Source organism: Methylobacterium sp. E-045 (assembly GCF_022829685.1).
Taxonomy (GTDB): Bacteria; Pseudomonadota; Alphaproteobacteria; order Rhizobiales; family Beijerinckiaceae; genus Methylobacterium.
Genome location: NZ_JAKSYE010000094.1, coordinates 23,477 through 40,885 on the forward strand (window position 1 = coordinate 23,477; position 17,409 = coordinate 40,885).

Below are 17,409 nucleotides of genomic sequence, written 5' to 3' on the forward strand. Positions count from 1 at the left end.
CCGATCAGGTGTGCTTCATCGCCGGCGCGACCGGCATGACGGGCCGCTCGGTGTCGAGGAACCGCGTCAGCAGCCACTTCGTCAGGCCCGGCGCGGTGTACTTGGCGATCATGCTCGAGGCGAGGAAGAGATCGGCCAGGGGCAGGATGGTATCGCCGAGAACCACCCAGGCGAGGGTGATCGTCCGCGTCCCGCTCAGGAGGCCGGCGGTGAGCGCCGCCGTGCGGCCGAACCGCCAGAACAGGCAGCTCCCCACGATCTCCGCGAGGAAGAGGACGCCGTAGGACAGGGCGATGAAGGTGAGCGCGGTGCGGGGCTGGGCGATCAGGTGCGCCTGCATGCCGTGCATCGAGCCCATGCCGGCGAGGAACATCGCCGACACGGCGATGCCGGTGGTGGCCTCGGGGTTGGCCCGGATGAAACCGCCCGCGAAGCGTTTGGCGGCCACCGCCGTCAGGATCGCCCCGCCGATCAGCAGGCCGAGATGCAGGCAGGAGGCGAGCGGATCGACCATCAGCGTGTAGCCGCCGGCGAGCGCCGCGAGGTACGGGATGCTGAGGGGGGACAGCACCGTGCTGGCCACCGTCGCCAGCAGGGCCACGGTGATGTTGAGCCGCAGGATCGCCGCGAAGGCGACGCAGGCCGGACTGACCGGCACCAGAGCCCAGAACAGCAGGCCCTGGGACAGGTCCGGCCCGGGACGCAGCACGCTCAGCGCGGCGATCACCACCAGGGGCACGCCGAGGGTCGCCCACAGGACGATCAGGGCGACGGCGCGCGGATTCTCGATGTCCTTCCGGAGTGCCGACGGATCGAACTTCAGGAACGATCCGAACGTGAACGCGAACATGGCCACCGCCAGGTAGGGGCGCGCCGTATCGGCCAGATGGGGGATGAACAATCCGATCAGGACGCCCGCGATGACCACGAGCGCACCATTCCTGCCGGTCCAATTGAGCAATATTTTCATGTCGCAGTCTCCGCTTTATCGGCAGCGCGTCGCCGGATCGTCACAGGCGTCGAACGATCTGTGCGATTGCTTTTATATCGCATCGCAACAAGTGCATAGCGATGGACATTCACCGAATAATGGAAACTCTAAACTGTCTTAACGAAGACAAAATTGGCAATTTTATCGATTTAATAGCTTTTAATCGAGACGGCGCGTGCGGTGCGGTGCGGTGCGGTCGAGCGCCGCCCCGCCGCAACGGCAAGCACAGGCCCCCTCTCCCTGGACGGAGAGGGGGCCTGCCGCGACGATCCCGGTTGATGCGACGAGGCCGGGGCCAGGTCAGGCCGCGCGCACCGTGTCGAGAAAGCGCGCGATCTCGGCGCTGAGCTGCTGCGATTGCCGCGTGACCTCGACGGCCGACGCCAGGACCTGGGTCGCCGCCGTGCCGGTGACCTCCGCCGCCTGGGACACGTCGACGACCGTCAGGGTCACGGCCCCGGTGCCCTTGGCGGCCCGCCCGATGTTGCGCACGATCTCCTGCGTGGCCGCCCCCTGCTGCGCCACCGCCGTGGCGATGGAGGCCGCGACGGCGCTGATCTCCTGGACCCGGGTGCGGATGCCGGCGATGGCCGAGACCACGCCGACCGTGGAGCCCTGGATGCGGGCGACATGACCCGAGATCTCGTCGGTGGCCCGCGCGGTCTGGCCGGCCAGCTCCTTCACCTCGGTGGCCACCACGGCGAAACCGCGACCGGCCTCCCCGGCCCGCGCCGCCTCGATGGTGGCGTTGAGCGCCAGCAGGTTGGTCTGCCCCGCGATCTGCGAGATCATCGCCACGGCCTCCCCGATGCGTTCGGCGGCCGCGTCCAGCTCGTGCACCAGGGCGGATGTCTGCTCGGCATCCCCCACGGCCGCCTTCGCCAGATCCGCCGAGCCGTTCACCTGGCGACCGATCTCCTCGACGCTGGCGCCCAGCTCCTCGGCGGCGGCGGCCACCGTGTTGACGTTCGTGGCGGTCTCGTTCGCGGCGTCGGCCACGGCCGAGGATTGGCGCGCCGTCGCCGTGGCCGTCAGCGTCATGCCCTGCGCGGTCTCCTGCATGCCGGCGGCCGCCGACTGCACGGCCCCGACGATGCCGCTCACCGCCGCATGGAAACCGTCGGCCATCGCCAGCGTCGCAGCGCGGCGCTCCCGCTCGGCGCCGTTGCGGGCCAGGACGGTGTCGTTCTCCAGGTCGCGGGTCCGCAGGAGGGCAGATCGGAACATCTGCATGGCGCGGGCCATGACGCCGACCTCGTCGCCGCGCTCGGTGGACGGGATGGCCACGGCGAGATCGCCGCTGGCCAGACTGTTCACGGATCGGGTCAGGCCCCGCAGCGCGCGTGCCAGATCGCGGGCCAGGATGAAGGAGAGAAGCGCCGCGATGACCGTCAGGCACGCGGTGAGGCTCAGCGCCCACTTCGCTTCGGACCAGAACAGGGCATCGATATCGGACACGTAGGCCCCGGTACCCACCGCCCAGCCCCAGGGCTCGAAGAGTTTCGAGTAGCCGATCTTGTCCTCCGACAGGCTCTGGCCGGCCCGCGGGATCTGGTAGCGAACCAGCCCCTCCTTCTGATCGCGGGCGATGCCGACGAGCTTGCTGACCATGTCGGCGACGCCCGGGCTCTTCTGGGCATCCGGTCCGGCGATGAAGTTCCGGCCTTCCAGGGCGCGGTTGCCGCCATGGGCGACGCTGGCGCCGGTCATGTCCCAGACGAAGAAGTAGTTCGTCTTGTCGTAGCGCATGCCGCGAAGGGCGCTTTTGGCCGCTTCCTTGGCCGCCTCTTCGGTCATCAGACCCTTGGCCGCACTGTCGTGGTAGCTCGCCACGAGGGTCCAGGCGGCCTCGTCGAGATGCTTGACCTCAGAGGCCCGCGACTCCAACAAAGAATGCCTGAGATTGACCAGCGACTGGATCGACGCAACGACCGGCGTCGCAATACCGATTGCAATAACCAGAAGAAAACGCAGGGAGATGCTTAGACGTCTAATCAAGCGCATGGTCAATTATTTGATTTGTCTGTCTATGGAGTTTCGATGTGACTTAAACGCCAAAAAATTAAATAACTATTGCGTTCCTGGATCAATGTGCTGTCGATGTATTTGTTGTGCACGCCCCTATAGGCTGCCATGAGTTGCCAAGATGTCGCGTGACCTGTTTTAGCACGAGGCAGACGAGATCAAGTAGTGCACCAATTGAACCTATCGACAGGAAGACGGCATGCTGCCGTGCTGTCTCGACATTCAGATTGTCGATCGCCGCATCTCTCGAAGTGGCTTGCGCCTGAATGCTACGCAGGGCGTCCACATCGGCTGATGACGTCCACAGTATCTTCGCCCGGCAGCGCGAGCCGACCACGCCCGTCACCATCCTGACGCCGTAGAGCCTGCGGCTGTGCCGCGAGGCGGTCGCATTGCGTCCGCGACGCGACATCCTGAGCAAGCCCCCCTCATAGAAGGCCAGAACACCAAGTAGCGTAAATACCCATCACACCGATGGATGAGGGCTCAGATCGCCGACAGGCCGAATAGGGCTCCGAGGGGAACGACCAGGACGGTACCGACGTAGAACCCGTCCTTGGGCCGGCGCGCCGTGTACGGATTGAAGAACGACGTTCCGTTGACGAGGTACTGAACCACCGGCTGAAACGCGATTCCCTGTCCGAGCGCGAAATTCGCGTTGGCCTCGAAGATCAGTTTGTCACGTGAGAACGAGGCGCCCGACCCACCCGAGAAGCGGTTCGCGTCGGCAAGGAACGTGGCGTAGGTGTCGTTGATGCGCTGCCAGTTCATCTTGATGCCGTAGCTGTCGCCGGGCCGGCTCTGGTCCGGCGCCGAGAGCGTCGCGCCGATGAAGCTGTTGAAGCGGATCGGGATCGTGCTGTCGAAGGCGTAGCCGGTTCCCGTATAGAGCGAGATCGCCGTCGGGCTGGGATTGACGACACGCCCATGATCGGCACGCCACACCGTCTGGCTGCCGGTCAGGACAACGCCGGAGGTCCCCTCGCGCCGGATGGACGGTGTTCCCGGGTTCAAACCACGGGAGGTGCCGGTGATCGTCCGCAGATTGTCCGCGTGGTCCGACGTGTTGTAGAAGCCCGTGAGCGAGACCCGGCCCGGATAGGCTTCCTGGGTAAAATCGGTCTTGCGTCCGATCTCCGTCATGACCAGGGCGCCGGACAGCGTCTCGTATCCGAAATCATAGCCCGAGAGGGCGTTGGTGCTCGGATTGACGCTGAATGCACCGGCCTGGATGTAGGTCGTGGGCGACAGCTTGTAGGCAAGGTTCGCGCCCCAGACGCCGTAGAGCGGCGATGTGAAGCCGGCGTTGAGATAGAACAGGTCCTGAAAGCAGGAATTGATCGATCCGCAGGGGGGTAAGCCGTAATAGCGGTCGGGATGGGTTCGCCCGACCTCGACGACGAGTCGTTCGTCGAGAAGCTTCTGCTGATACGTCAACAGGGACAGGCGATTGTTGTTGATATTGAACGGCGGCTGATAGCCGATCGTGCTGTCGCCGATGTCGCTGGCGTGATTGGTGTTGCGGACGAAGCCGAAGAAGGATTGCGTGAAGTTGATCGATCCCCCGCTGATGCCGGCGAGTTTTTGCATGTCGGCGCTCATGCTGAGCACGAAATAGGTGCTGTTGGATTGTTCGCCGGTCCGCAGACCGGCGCTGGGATTGGCCTGGTAGAAATTATAGACGTTGACGCCGAAGGTGAGGCCGCGATCGGCCATCGCGGAGGCCCAGGGCGCGAGGGGGCCGGATCGGATGCCGGGCGCCGCCGGCTTGACGACAACCTCCGGGTCGGTGCGGGGCTGTGTCTGGTCGATCAAGGCCCCGATCGGGCTCGATGTCTGCGCGAAGGCGCCGGACACGGCGAGGGAGAGTGCCAGGCCGGTGATCACCGGCGTCCAGGTGTGCTGCCGCGGAATGGTTTGAAGGCCTGACATCGTGTTTCTCCTTGTGCGATCAAAGATGCCCTCAACTATTTAATAAGAATTGTTTCCGCAGAACTCGGTGCGATCATTCCAAATTCGCAACAAGAGCATCGACGGAAACTTGCCAAGAACCGCTGGTCTTCTTCCAGACTACGACGTAGCCGCCGGCATTGCGGGTCGTGACCCCGTCCGACCGGGTCTCGAAGCGGTAGGTGCCGACCTCGAACGCCATCGTTCCGGCGGCATCGACCTCGATCGTCGTCGGGCCGAAGACCAGCGTGCCGGCACTGGCCGCAAGCAGGCCCTGCCAGAAAGCTTCGATGGCGGGTCGGCCGCCGATGACCGGCGAACCCGCCACGAGGATGCGCCCATCCTCGGCGTAGATGCCGGCGATGGACCCGGCATCGCCCGAAGCGACGCTGCCCAACCAGCCGGAGATGACGGCGCGGATCTCGTTTTCCGATTCGGATATGATCGACATGTTCGCGTTCCTCTGATCTAAGGTTTTCAGGTGGGCAAAGCTTCGCCGGCGTCATCGATCGATGGAATCATGCGACGGTGTGCTGCGCGATTATCGGATCTGTTTTTCTTCGAGCGTCCATGCCCAGCCCGGAACCTTGTTCGGGCTCTGGAAGGCATTGACGATGTTCGACAACAGCTTGGCGATGTTGTTGTCGAAGTTGTTGAACGGCAGCGATTGCCCGAACCCGATCGAGCCCGTCGAGAAGACGGCACCGTCATTGGGAGCGGTGAAGAAGACCATGTCGGCCCGGATGCGGTAATCGTGCGATCCGGACAGGCCCGGATACGGGTAGAGGATCTCCTCCGTCACGGTGACGTAGTTGTCGCTGTGGCCGCCCGATGAGGCGACGATGAGCGAATGCGGAGGCGTGCCGAGGGCGAGGTCGTAGCGGTCGATCTCCAGGCCGCCGGCCGCCTCGTGGGCGAGGCCGAAATCGCCCAGGATCTCGCCCTCGATGCCCTCGAACATCCAGTCCGCCCGCCGGTGCCAGCTGTCGGGCATGCGCCGGAACGGGCGGGCGGAATCGAAGCCTTCGGAGATGAAGCCGACGCCGGTGAGCTTCTGCGGCGGCCGGCCGAGATCCTTCCAGATGCCGCTCTTCTGGCCGTTGCTGGCCATGTGGTACTCGCCCGGCCGCGCCTGCCACGCCCGCATGCCGGAATTCAGTTTGCGGACCTCGACGCACCACGGTTCGTCGGTGCGCATGCCGATATTCCAGTAGTAGCCGTTGCCACCCATGTAGATCAGCCGACCGCCTTGCTCGACATAATCCTCGGTGGCGTCCAGCATCGCCTCGGAGACGTATTCCGGGTGCGTGCCGGTGAGAACCAGGCGGTACGGTGTGAGGGCGTCGACACCTTCGAGGTGCAGGTCCTCGTCGGTGAGGACCTCGTAGTCGTAGCCTGCATGTTCCAGCCATGCGATCACCGAGAGATCGGCCGGAAGCTGCCAGGTAACCCCCATCGACGACATGCGGGCCTTCGGGCGCATGTTCAGGATCGGTCGACGATAGGAACTGTAGCAGCAGCCGGCGCCATCGGAATGGGTGTCGTAGAGGGACAGACCGAAGCTCTCGGTCTGATACAGCTCGATGTCGACCTCGGAGAGGATCGGCGACTGGCCGGCCAGGGGCTGCATGATCTCCGCATCGAAGCTGAGATGTTCGTTGGCGTAGGCCAGATAGCTCGCCGTCGGAATGAGGAAGACGATGGGCGCCTTCGGTTGGCGGGCGCGAACGAAGAAGACGATGTATTCCTCGCGGATCCCCGTGCCGTCGCCGATCCGCAGGCGGATCCCGTAGGCGCCGCTGCGCAGCTCAGGGACGGTCCACCTCCGCGTCACCGCCCAGTTGCAGTCGATGATCGCATCGTCGTGGAACTCGATGCCTCCGAATTCATGCGGAGCGACCTGGAAACTATGGCTCTTGCCGTTCCAGTTGAATCCGGTCTGGGCCCGCACCGGGCGATTGTAGCCGACCGCGTGCAAGCCATGCGGCCCGATATCGACGACCGTGTCGCCGATCCCTTCAGCCGTGTAGCCGCTGCTGGTATCCCAAAACGCGACGATCCCGTCGGCCGGGCCCTTGCCGGTCTTGCGGTAGGCGTCGAGTTCCTCGCGGGCCAGAACCCGGTCGTACACGCTCGGCCGGTCGAGCTTGCCGTTCAGGCATTGGGTGACGAAGGTGCCGCGCAGGGTGTGGAAGTCTTGTGCGCCGGCGAGGAGGAAGGGGACCTCCGGCGGGTTCAACGGCCTGAAGCGCAGGGTCTCGCGGACATGGGACCTGTAGTCGATCCCGGCGACCTTGCCGAGCAGGCTGTTGTACCGGTTGGCTGCGCTCTCCTGGTAGAGTGTGGCGACGCCGGTCCTCGCGTCGTATGTCGCGGCGACGAAGTACCAGTGCTGCTTGAGCAACGACACTTCGCCGTCGATATAGTCGACCTCCTTCCCAGTGCCGTACCCGAATTCGAGCAGGCCGGCCGGATTGAGCCAGAGGCCGTAACCGCGGTTGCCGAAGGCGTCCCAGCGCCCGAGCAGGCATTGGCGCAGGCCGTCACCAGGATGGTTGGCGTAGACGAAGGTACAGAGACTGAAGCTGCCGTCGACCGCAAGTCGTGCGAGCGGATCCTCGACAGTGCAGTAGGATCCGACCTGCGTGAACTGCTTCTTGACATCCCAGGCACCATTCAACGGAGAGGGGATGTCCTCCTCCTTGTAACCGGGGCCGGCGGGATGAGCATCGCCGTGGATCAGGCGGACCAGTTGCGCCTGTGCCGTCGATGTCCCGTCGGCGTTGACGTGAAAGGTGATCTCGTCGCCGGGCTTGACGGATATCTTATTGGCGTATCCGAAGATTTTGAGTTCGGCCATCGTCCGCTTCCGAGTGTCGATGAAAGGGCTGAGAGGCAGGATTCCGAAGCTTCGGGATCCGCACAGCGTGGCGTCGTCGATCAGGTTTCGAGCAGGTCCTGGACGCGGCGCAGGAACAGCGCGTGATAGGCCTCGTTAGGGGTCGGGTAGACCTTGTCCTCGACGACGCGGGGGGCGGTGCCGCGGTGACCGGAGAGGGCGACGATCCGATAGGCCTTGAATTCCTCCGTCACGAGGATCGCGTATTTGTCGACCTGTCCCTGACGACGAAAGTAGATCAGCAGCCGGTCGAGCGCCTCGCTGTGCTGCCCGAGGGGGCGCGACCTGTGCTCTTCGATGATCTCGCTGGTGACGAGGCGCTTGATGAAGTCACGCTGCATCTTGTCGAAGCGGCGATAGTAGATCTCATCCTTGTTTTCGGTTTCCGTTGCTTCCTCGGGGAGCATTTCACCACCCTTTTCGGCTCGTGTTGCGCGACGTTCGCTCTTCTTCTTGTCCCGCCAGGCGCGAAACTGCGGTTTGATCCCGAACAGTCCGTCGCGCAGGAACAGGACGACGAAGAGCATGATCAGTCCGATGAGGACGAACCGGAGCGGCCCCCAGTCGATGAGCACGCGGTCGATGAAGACCACGATCGCCGTTCCGGCGACGGCGCCCTCGGAGCGTCCGATCCCGCCGATGACCAGCATCGCCAGGGCCAGCAGGAGGGTGTCGAAGGAAAAGAGGTTGGGGGAGGCTCCCCCGAAATGGCTGGCGTAGAACCCGCCGATGGCCCCGATCGCCGTGGAGGAGAGCAGGAACACCGAGACGCGGGCGCGGCGGAAGTCGACGCCGCAGGCCTCGGCGAAGGCCTCCTTCTTCTCCGGCGCCATGCGCAGAACCCGGCCGAGGCGCTTGCCGTTGACGAAGCGGTAGAGGAACAGCGCCAGAACCATCACGACGAGCGAGGCGTAGTAGCCGTAGAGAAGCTGATCCTGCTGGGACAGGTCGTCGGGAAGGTAGCTCGGCGCTCCGTAGAGACCGCCCGTCGCGGAGCCGAAGACGCGGGACTGGATCACGTAGACCCGACAGAGTTCGACGACGCCGAGGGTGAGCAGGGCGTAGTAGAAGCCATCGAGGCGCATGGCCGGCAGCGCGATGACGACGCCGAAGGCCAGGCCGATGGCCGCTCCCGCGACGGGGAGCATCCACCAGGGGATGCCGGTCAGGATCGCGATGTACGTCGCCCCGTAGGCCGCAGCCCCGACCACCGCGTAGCTCGCCAGCGAGTAGATGCCCGCCGTGCCGATGATGAGCATCCAGCACAGGTTGACCGCGGCGTAGATGCCGAACACGGCCGCGGCCGTCATGATGGTGTTCCGAAGATCGACCGGGACCGCGAAGGGCATCAGGAGGAAGGCCGCGAACGCCATCGTCCACCAGATCGGCCGCTTGTCGAGAATGGTCTTCTCGCGCCGCATGGTCTTCCGGTTGTACCCGCCGGCGATGTTGAGGACCCGACGCCGGGTCGGCCAGTAGCGGGTGCGCGACCACAGACGGCCGCCGTGACCGGGCCATTTGTAGAAGAAGTTCAACCGCCCGACCTTGTACATCGTCGGATTGAAACGGGTGGTCTCGTTCCAGGTCGTCTGCGGCGAGAGGTAATCGTTCGTCGCGACCTCGCGGGGCGCTTTCTCGGGCTCGAAGCCCGAGAGCGGATCGATCCAGGTCCGGCTCATGGGGTCAGGCCTCCCGTGCCTTGTCCAGGATGCCGGCGATGCCACGGGGGCGGATCAGCAGGATCAGGATGATGAGCAGGAACTGGGTGATCAGGACGTATTGACCGCCCAGCAGCGTCGAGGTGAAGGCCTCGTTGATGCCCAGGATGACCGCGCCGATGACCGCGCCCGGGACGCTGCCGAGCCCGCCCATCAGAGCGATGCTGAGCCCTTTCACCATCGGCGTGATGCCGCTGAAGGGAGAGACGTAATAGGTCTGCGCGAGGAGGACGGAGGCCAAGCCGGCAAGGCCGCCGGTGAGAGCCATCACGGAGAAGCTCGTCTGCCGCACGCCGATGCCGACGAGGGAGGCGGCGTGCGGGTTCATCATCATCGCGCGGATCTCAAGCCCACGCCGGCTCGACCGCATCCACATCAGAACGAGCGTCAGAAGCACCACGGCCGAGAGCGAGGCACCGATCTTGTCGGCCGTCATGACGACGCCGAAGATGCTGACGCTTCCCGCCCCGAAGAGCTGCGGCAGGGACTTGGCGCGCGGCCCGAAATTCCACAGCAGCACCTGATTGCCCACGAGGCTGATCGCCAGCGTGGCGATGAGGCCGCGCAATTGATAGTTCGGCTTGTCGTGGATGGGGATGAACGCCAGTGCGTTGACGAAGACGCCCCCGACGGCCCCGGTCAGGATGCCCGCCGTCATGACGACGGGGGTGTAGGGGCCGATATGCTGGCTCGCGAGCCAGGCGCCGTAGCCGGACAGGGCGAAAATGAAGCCGTAGGCCATATTGATGAGGCCGAGGCTCGACCATGTCAGCGAGATGCCGATCGCGAGCGTCCCGTAGATGCAGGCGAGCGTGATCGCGTTGGCGATCACAAAACTCCAGTTCATGCGGCGAGCCCTTTCGAGGAAAGCGGCGATGCGACGGAGGCCTCGCCCTTGAGTTTGCCGGCATGCATGCCGATGATGCGATCGACCCGGCCCTGGAGCAGACCGACGTTCTGCTCCGCGATCACCATCGCCGATCCGCCGAGCTCGACGGCCATGAGTGCGGCGATGACCGACTTGCCGATCTTCGGGGCAAGCCCGAGGGAGGGTTCGTCCACGAGAAAGAGGCTGGCATCGGCCATGAGGCCACGGCCGAGGGACACCATGCGCCGCTCGCCGCCCGAAAGCCGCCCGACGGGGGTCTTCATCAGCGCTGCCAGCGGCGGAAAGATCTTGAGGATGCGCTTCTTGCGCTCGCCGCGTTCCTTCCAGGCCCGCGGCGTGAAGGCCCCGCTGTCGAGGTGCTCCTCGACGGTCAGGCCATGGAAGATCTCGTCGCCCTGGGGCATCAGGGCGAGGCCGCGCCGCACGACGAGATGGGTGTAGCGGCCGGGTCCCTGGCTTCGCGTCCGGCCGACTTCGTGGCCGTCCAGGAGAATCGAGCCGCGCTGCCAGCCGGACAGCCCGGCAATCGCCAGGAAGAGGGTCGATTTGCCGTGCCCGTTCAAGCCGACGAGTCCGACCCGCTCGCCTGAATAGACGTTGAGGTCGAGGTCGTGGATCACCCGCATCGGACCCCAGCCGGCGGACAGGCCGTCGACGCGCAGGACTTCTCGCCGCTCGGATTGCGCTGTCATCGCGACGCCTCCTCGGGATCGTCTTCCGCCGCATCGAAATAGGCTGCGTTGACCTTGGGATCGTGCAGGATGGAAGCGAGATCGCCCGTGGCGATGACGTCGCCCGCATCCATCACCATCACCCGGTCGGCCGTCGTTTCGAGCAGTTCGATCCGGTGCTCGATGAGGATGATGGCGATGTTCAACTCCTTGGCGAGAACCCGCATGATCTCGTCGAGTTCGTCGATCTCGGAGTTGATGAGACCGGCCGCCGGCTCGTCCATCAGAAGCAGGGAGGGCCGGCGCATGAGAAGGCAGGCGAGCAGGAGCTTGCGCCGATGCAGGGTGTCGAGCCGCTCGGCCAGGACGTTGCCGGGCACCCGGAACGTGACCAGCTCCGAACCCCATTCCGAATCGTCCGGGGTGAGATAGGGCTTGTAGGCTTGGCGCGCGGCCTTGAAGATCTCGGCCACCGTCAGGCCTTCCGGGACCACGGGGGTCTGGAAGGTCCGCCCGATTCCCAGGCGCGCCCGTTGGTGCAGAGCCATGCGCGTGACGTCGTGGTTCTTGAACCGGATGGCGCCGGATTTCGGCGACACCCGCCCCGAGAGCACTTCGAACAGGCTGGTCTTCCCGGCCCCGTTCGGGCCGATGATGCCGAGCACTTCTCCCTCGGCGACATCGAGGGAGATCCCTCCGAGGATCGATCGTCCCCCGAGATCGAGGGTGATGTCCCGGGCGGAGAAGAGTGGGGCATGACGTGAGTTCGAGCCCGACATGCTCTTACCACCAGGGAGCTGTCTGGAGCTGTCCTTCGCTCAGGGCATCCGGGTAGATGATCTTGTGCTCGGCGTTCTGGACTTGGTAATAGAGCTGGGCCATGCCCTTCTCGAGGTCCGTCGCCGTCACGTCGTGACCGTTGTCGGGATAGTGCGCCGCCTCCTGATAGCGGTTGTTGAGATCCATCATCCCGTTGACGCCGCGGAACGCATGGGTACGGACCCAATCGTTCACCGCATCGAATCGACTCGGATCGCCGACCGCTTCCCAGGCGGCCTTCAGGTAATAGGCGACGTCGTAACCATTCCCGGTATAGCACATGCCCATGACGCCGGGGAAACGCTTCCTATACTTTGCCCGAAAGTCCTGCCCCTTCTTGTCGGCGTAGACGCCGAGCACGGAACTCCAGACGAACCCGTTGGCTGCCGGACCGGCGAGTTCGAGGAATTCGGGCTGGGACGGACCATACTGGAGATAGATCAGGGCTCCCTTCAGGGGATCCGACTGATACTGTTTCACGAACGCTGCGTATTCCGCCGCGACCCAGTGATCGACCATGACGGCCCCGGCGCCGACTTTCTTGATCTCCTGTATCACCGGCCCCCAATCCTGGACCGGGTATTGGATATCGGTGACGTGAGCGAGCTGAAACTCGCTTTTCGGCAGGACTTCCTGGAGGGACCGGGAGATCGTCTGACAATAGGCGATCTGCTCTTGAATGATGTGAACGCCGTTATTCAGCGGCTTCCAGGTCCCCTGATCCTTCATCGCCTTGAGGAACATCGGGAATGTGAACCCGTAATGCACTTCGGACGGGTCGGTCTGGAAGAGATGGCTATATTTCTTGGGGTTTTTGGCGACGAGTTCGGTGAGATTGCGCTGAGTGGCGCCCCACAGGAACGGCGCACGATACTTCGCCGAGGCATCGGCCGCGGGCACGGGTGTCAGCGAGAAGGCGCAGGAGATGGCGTGGACCTTGGCGTCGATGAGCTTGTTGATCGCGATCTGGCCGCTCTCGGGCGAAAGCGGGTCGATATCCACCACGACCGCCTTGAGGGGCCGCCCCAGCACGCCGCCCGCCGCGTTGATCTCTTCCAGGGCCAGCGTGGTGCCGTTGAGGTAGTCCTGGTGATCGGCAACGCCGGTCTGGGACGTCTGCGCCGTCGGCACGCCGATCAGGATCGGACCGGTGGTGGCTGCCCGCGCCTGCCCGATGAACGGCATCGTCACCGTGGCCGTCCCGATGGACAGCGTCCGGAGAAGAATTCGACGCGTGAGATCTGTCGTCATGTCTGGGACCCTGATCATTGAGGGAAGGTCGACAATCGATGTCCGGCTCAGACCTGACGCTAGGGCGCCGTTTCACCGACGTCTTTTCCAGGGCCGCACGACCTTTTTTCCAGCAATGCACGGCGTCGACGCGGCCCGGCGCCCACGGGTCGGCCCGGTCCGACATCTCGAAGGACCGTGCAACGGCAGGGTTCGGCCGTCGATCCGGCGCCGTCGGTCCTGAACTATTCGGTCTCCGGACTGAGATGATCCATCAGTCATGACGGGTCGCCTGCATCCGGCGAACCAGGATCGACAATCGATCGATATCAACGGCCGGTGTCCTGGCTGGTGAACACTCCGGCGCGATGGATGGGGGCCATTCACACAATGGTCGATTGGCCGGGAGACCGCGCACGGTCTTTAAAAATTAGGGGAAGTCACTCTCATTGATTTGCCCTGGCATAGATTCTGCAATATTCCGGCGGTTGATCGGTCGGCGACTTATCGTTCGGCGATGCACGCAAGGTTCGCGTGATGGATGAGATACGCCGCAGCTTCACAACTGACAGCTCGCCTGACGGAAACCGGACGGAGGCGTGGCAGCGCTACATGTCCGAGGTTTATTACCGGCTCGACATCGATTCGGATCGTTCCAAGGCGATCGATGGATTCTTGCACGAGACGCGTCTTCCGAATTTATGCATCTCCCATTTCGGGGCGACGGCTCAGACCGTCAGTCGGCGGAGTGCGGCGGCGTCACACGACGATTCCGAGGATTACGTTTTTATTCTTCCTCTGCGCGGACGTTTTACATTCAAGCAGCGAGGCCATTCCGGCCTCGTCGAACCGGGAAGTGTCGTGCTGCTAAACTCGTCGGAAGCGTACAGCGTCTCCGTCAGCGACCGCGCCGAGAACGTGACCTTAAAAATATCGGCCGACAAGTTGAGAAACAGAATCTCTTGGATCGATCGTTTTTCAGCGCGACATGATTTCGGCGAGCCGGCGCTTGTTTCGGTCATCAGCCAGCTCTGTCTTCATCTGACCGGCTCTGCCGTCATCCATAATACGGCCCGCATTCAGGAAGTCTGCGTTGATCTTCTTACATTGATAGCAGACACGGCCAACAAGAGCTATTGCGGCGAACTCATACCCGACTCTATGAACCGGAGCCTGTATGATGCCATCAAGGTTTTCATGATACGAAATTTTCGAAATCCCAATATCGGCATAGCGGATGCGGCAAGATTTCTCGGCGTATCCGAACGTCTCGTCTACAAGACGATGCAGCGCTATGACGAGACGTTTCTCGAAGAATTGACTCATGTGAGGTTGCAGGAGGCAAGAACGCTCGTTCGGGCGACGAATAAATCGACCGTATTGAACATGGGTCAGATCGCGTTCGTCTGCGGATTCTCGACGCAGTCCCATTTCTCCGTCAAATACAAGCAGGAGTTCGGGATTTCGCCGAGAGACGACAGGAACGACGTGAACATGAACGATTAGCCTCGGCCCGCGACGCGTCGGCGATCTATGCCGTCGGGAATGTCCGGATTCGGCCCCGTTTCATGCCCGGTTGTCGGATCGCCGTTCGGGGTGAGCGGCGAGCGTCGTCGGCATTGGGAGACTATCCGACGCGCACCCTGGACCGCCGATGTGAACACCCGCTGCCCGTGCCGGCCGCAGCGCGCGAATGAGGCCGGCATTCCGGACGGTCATCATCGCCGGTTTGGCGGAAGACGGCGGGGTCTCATGCTGCCCGCTCTTTCGCGGCAAAGGCGAACTGGAGGGCATCCGGGGCTGAAAGGGGCTTGCTCAGCAGATAGCCCTGAGCCTCGGTGAAGCCCTCTCGACGCACATGCGCGAGCTGAATCTCGTCCTCGACGCCCTCGGCGGTAATGTTCGCCCCGAGCCGTTCGGCGAGACCGACGATGGCGCGCACGATCGCGGCCGTGTCGGCATCGCCGATTTCGTGGATGAAGGAACGGTCGATCTTGATCTTGTCGAAGGGGAAGCGTCGCAGGTAGCTCAAGGATGAGAAGCCCGTGCCGAAATCATCGAGGGCTATGTGCACGCCGAGCCCGCGCAACCGATGCAGGCACGCGATCGCGCTCTCGGTGTCACCCATCAGTACACTTTCGGTGATCTCCAATTCGAGACGATGCGGCGGCAGGCCGGAGGCCGCCAGCGCTGTCACGACAGCATATTCCAAACCGAGTTCGGCGAATTGCACGGTCGAGGCGTTCACCGCGACTCTCAGGTCACCGGGCCATCCCGCCGCCTCACGACAGGCTTCCTTGAGAGCCCAAGCGCCCAAGGGGACAACCAGGCCGATCTCTTCGGCCAGGGGAATGAAGGCTCCGGGCGAGACGAGGCCCCTCGTGGGACTCCTCCAGCGCATGAGCGCCTCGAACCCGCTCAGTCGATCGTTCCTGAGGTCGATGATCGGCTGATAGAACAGCGCGAACTCCCCCAGCCGAACGGCTTCGCGCAGGTCCAGCTCGAGCGCGTTGCGTTCGGCGATCACCGCATCCATGTCGGGCTCGTAGTAGCGGTACGTGCTCCGGCCGGCTGCCTTGGCGCGATAGAGCGCGATGTCGGCATTCTTGAACAACTGATCCGCGTTGCCGCCATCCTGCGGCCCAACCGCGATGCCGATGCTGATCCCAACGCTGACCGTGCGGCCATCCAGATCGACGGGAAGCTGTACCGCGTCGATGACATGCTGCGCCGTGGTACTGGCGTTCTGCGGATGGTCGAGGCCCCTCAGGACGATCGCAAACTCATCGCCTCCGAGGCGAGCGACCGTGTCTCCCTCGCGGATTGCCGCCTTGAGCCTCTCGGCAATCTGGCGCAGGAGGCTGTCGCCCGCCGGGTGGCCCATACTGTCGTTCACGGACTTGAAACGGTCGAGATCGCAGGCCAGCACCGCGAAGAAATGTCCGCGTCGTTCCGCGCTCACCATTTCGCGGTCGAGGCGATCCCAGAACAGGGTGCGGTTGGGCAATCCGGTGAGCGCGTCATACAACGCCAGATACTCGATCTGCTGTTCGGCCTGTTTGCGTACCGCGATGTCGATATGCGTGCCGACGACGCGCAGCGGTGCCCCCGTGGCATCGCGCGTGACGACTTTGCCGCGCGACAGGACCCAGGTGTAGGCGCCGCTCTTGGTCAGGACGCGCTGCTCGCATTCGTAGATCGGCGTCTTCCCTTCGATGTGGTCGGTCAGCAGCCGGCGCGCGCGCGCGACGTCGTCGGGGTGTCTGAGGCGCCGCCACGAGCGCACATGGCCCTCGATCTCGCCCGGCTCGTAGCCGACCATCGTCTGCCAGCGGTCGGAGAACCAGACCTTTCCCGTCGCGACATCCCAGTCCCAAAGGCCATCGCTGCCACTGTCGAGGGCAAGGGCGAGGCGTTCTTCGCTGATCCGCAGCGCGGCTTCGCTGGCGCGCAATGCGCGATTGGCTCGGCGCATGCGACCGGCGAACAGGGCGAGCGCAGCAAAGCCCAGGATGGCAAGCATGACCGCAGCGATGCCGAAGGCGAGTGCGGGACGCGGCAGCCCGGACGCGGACCCTGGTCCCGTTCCGTCCGGGACGATCTCCACCGCGCCCATCGCGGTGAAATGCAGCCCTGCGATCGCGGCGGTCAGAAGCGTTGCGGCGACGGCGTTCGGGTATTTCAGGTCCCGGTGTCTGACAGCGACGAACGCCGCAGCGGAAAAGCTGCAACCGATGAGGATGGAGACAACGACGAGGGGCCGGTCCCAGACAAAAGCTCCGGGAAGCCGAATGCTCGCCATACCGATGAAATGCATGGCCGCCACGCCCAGCCCGAGAACGATCCCGGCACTTGCCGCCATGGCCGAACCGGTCGCCCGACGTGCGAACGTCAGCGCGATCAGCGAGGCCAGTATCGCTGCCATCAAGGACAGCAGCGTCAGCTGCGTATCGTAGCCGACGGCGATTCCCGGGTCATAACCGAGCATGCCGATGAAATGCGTGCTCCAGACCCCGGCTCCGGCTGAAAAGCCCGCTGCCAACAGCCACGCCCAAGGTTCGAGGCCCCGGCTCTTCGATGATTGGCGGGCAAGTCGCAGGGCCGTATGGCTCGACACCCAGCATACGATCGCCGCAAGGGGCAAGACCCAGGCGTCATGCTGCGCGCTCAGGCAGAGAAAGGCGCGGTACATTGACGAATACCCTGTGACGATCCCG

Annotated in this window: 12 protein-coding genes; 1 reads left to right on the top strand and 11 read right to left on the bottom strand. The window is 63.9% G+C overall.

Translation table 11 applies throughout. The features are described from left to right. Positions 1–4: 4 nt before the first annotated feature. From MKK51_RS18210 to MKK51_RS18255, 10 genes are all read right to left on the bottom strand, one after another. Entirely contained in the window at positions 5–970 is a 966-nt protein-coding gene (locus MKK51_RS18210; RefSeq protein ID WP_243979360.1) for a hypothetical protein, read from the bottom strand. Positions 971–1,291: 321 nt separating this feature from the next. Then, the gene (locus MKK51_RS18215) at positions 1,292–2,995 is read right to left on the bottom strand and encodes a methyl-accepting chemotaxis protein (RefSeq protein WP_279601208.1); all 1,704 of its coding nucleotides are present in this window, start codon (positions 2,993–2,995) and stop codon (positions 1,292–1,294) included. A 507-nt stretch (positions 2,996–3,502) separates the two neighbouring features. Beyond that, positions 3,503–4,948, bottom strand: coding sequence for a carbohydrate porin (locus MKK51_RS18220; protein ID WP_243979364.1), 1,446 nt, complete (start codon positions 4,946–4,948; stop codon positions 3,503–3,505). Positions 4,949–5,021: 73 nt separating this feature from the next. Further along, positions 5,022–5,417, bottom strand: coding sequence for a YybH family protein (locus MKK51_RS18225; RefSeq protein ID WP_243979366.1), 396 nt, complete (start codon positions 5,415–5,417; stop codon positions 5,022–5,024). Positions 5,418–5,507: 90 nt separating this feature from the next. Beyond that, a complete protein-coding gene (locus MKK51_RS18230) occupies positions 5,508–7,826 on the bottom strand; it encodes a LamG domain-containing protein (protein WP_243979368.1) in 2,319 nt (772 codons plus the stop codon). Between the two features lie 80 nt (positions 7,827–7,906). Further along, entirely contained in the window at positions 7,907–9,544 is a 1,638-nt protein-coding gene (locus tag MKK51_RS18235) for a branched-chain amino acid ABC transporter permease (protein WP_243979370.1), read from the bottom strand. 4 nt (positions 9,545–9,548) lie between these two features. After that, positions 9,549–10,430: a branched-chain amino acid ABC transporter permease gene (locus MKK51_RS18240; protein ID WP_243979372.1), complete on the bottom strand. Its 882-nt coding sequence runs from the start codon at positions 10,428–10,430 to the stop codon at positions 9,549–9,551. Beyond that, entirely contained in the window at positions 10,427–11,164 is a 738-nt protein-coding gene (locus tag MKK51_RS18245) for an ABC transporter ATP-binding protein (protein WP_243979374.1), read from the bottom strand. Before MKK51_RS18245 ends, MKK51_RS18240 begins: the two co-directional genes overlap by 4 nt. Beyond that, positions 11,161–11,922, bottom strand: coding sequence for an ABC transporter ATP-binding protein (locus MKK51_RS18250; RefSeq protein ID WP_243979376.1), 762 nt, complete (start codon positions 11,920–11,922; stop codon positions 11,161–11,163). Before MKK51_RS18250 ends, MKK51_RS18245 begins: the two co-directional genes overlap by 4 nt. A 4-nt stretch (positions 11,923–11,926) precedes the next feature. Then, the gene (locus tag MKK51_RS18255; protein ID WP_243979378.1) at positions 11,927–13,213 is read right to left on the bottom strand and encodes an ABC transporter substrate-binding protein; all 1,287 of its coding nucleotides are present in this window, start codon (positions 13,211–13,213) and stop codon (positions 11,927–11,929) included. 516 nt (positions 13,214–13,729) lie between these two features. Between MKK51_RS18255 and MKK51_RS18260 the strand changes: the two genes are divergently transcribed. Then, entirely contained in the window at positions 13,730–14,698 is a 969-nt protein-coding gene (locus tag MKK51_RS18260; protein ID WP_243979380.1) for an AraC family transcriptional regulator, read from the top strand. 244 nt (positions 14,699–14,942) lie between these two features. On the opposite strand, the gene MKK51_RS18265 is transcribed toward MKK51_RS18260, so the two are convergent. Beyond that, positions 14,943–17,384: an EAL domain-containing protein gene (locus MKK51_RS18265; RefSeq protein WP_243979381.1), complete on the bottom strand. Its 2,442-nt coding sequence runs from the start codon at positions 17,382–17,384 to the stop codon at positions 14,943–14,945. Positions 17,385–17,409 lie beyond the last annotated feature (25 nt).

Coding starts and splice junctions, on each gene's coding strand:
- MKK51_RS18210 (WP_243979360.1), bottom strand. CDS start 970: ATGAAAATATTGCTCAATTGGACCGGCAGGAATGGTGCGCTCGTGGTC.
- MKK51_RS18215 (WP_279601208.1), bottom strand. CDS start 2,995: ATGCGCTTGATTAGACGTCTAAGCATCTCCCTGCGTTTTCTTCTGGTT.
- MKK51_RS18220 (WP_243979364.1), bottom strand. CDS start 4,948: ATGTCAGGCCTTCAAACCATTCCGCGGCAGCACACCTGGACGCCGGTG.
- MKK51_RS18225 (WP_243979366.1), bottom strand. CDS start 5,417: ATGTCGATCATATCCGAATCGGAAAACGAGATCCGCGCCGTCATCTCC.
- MKK51_RS18230 (WP_243979368.1), bottom strand. CDS start 7,826: ATGGCCGAACTCAAAATCTTCGGATACGCCAATAAGATATCCGTCAAG.
- MKK51_RS18235 (WP_243979370.1), bottom strand. CDS start 9,544: ATGAGCCGGACCTGGATCGATCCGCTCTCGGGCTTCGAGCCCGAGAAA.
- MKK51_RS18240 (WP_243979372.1), bottom strand. CDS start 10,430: ATGAACTGGAGTTTTGTGATCGCCAACGCGATCACGCTCGCCTGCATC.
- MKK51_RS18245 (WP_243979374.1), bottom strand. CDS start 11,164: ATGACAGCGCAATCCGAGCGGCGAGAAGTCCTGCGCGTCGACGGCCTG.
- MKK51_RS18250 (WP_243979376.1), bottom strand. CDS start 11,922: ATGTCGGGCTCGAACTCACGTCATGCCCCACTCTTCTCCGCCCGGGAC.
- MKK51_RS18255 (WP_243979378.1), bottom strand. CDS start 13,213: ATGACGACAGATCTCACGCGTCGAATTCTTCTCCGGACGCTGTCCATC.
- MKK51_RS18260 (WP_243979380.1), top strand. CDS start 13,730: ATGGATGAGATACGCCGCAGCTTCACAACTGACAGCTCGCCTGACGGA.
- MKK51_RS18265 (WP_243979381.1), bottom strand. CDS start 17,384: ATGTACCGCGCCTTTCTCTGCCTGAGCGCGCAGCATGACGCCTGGGTC.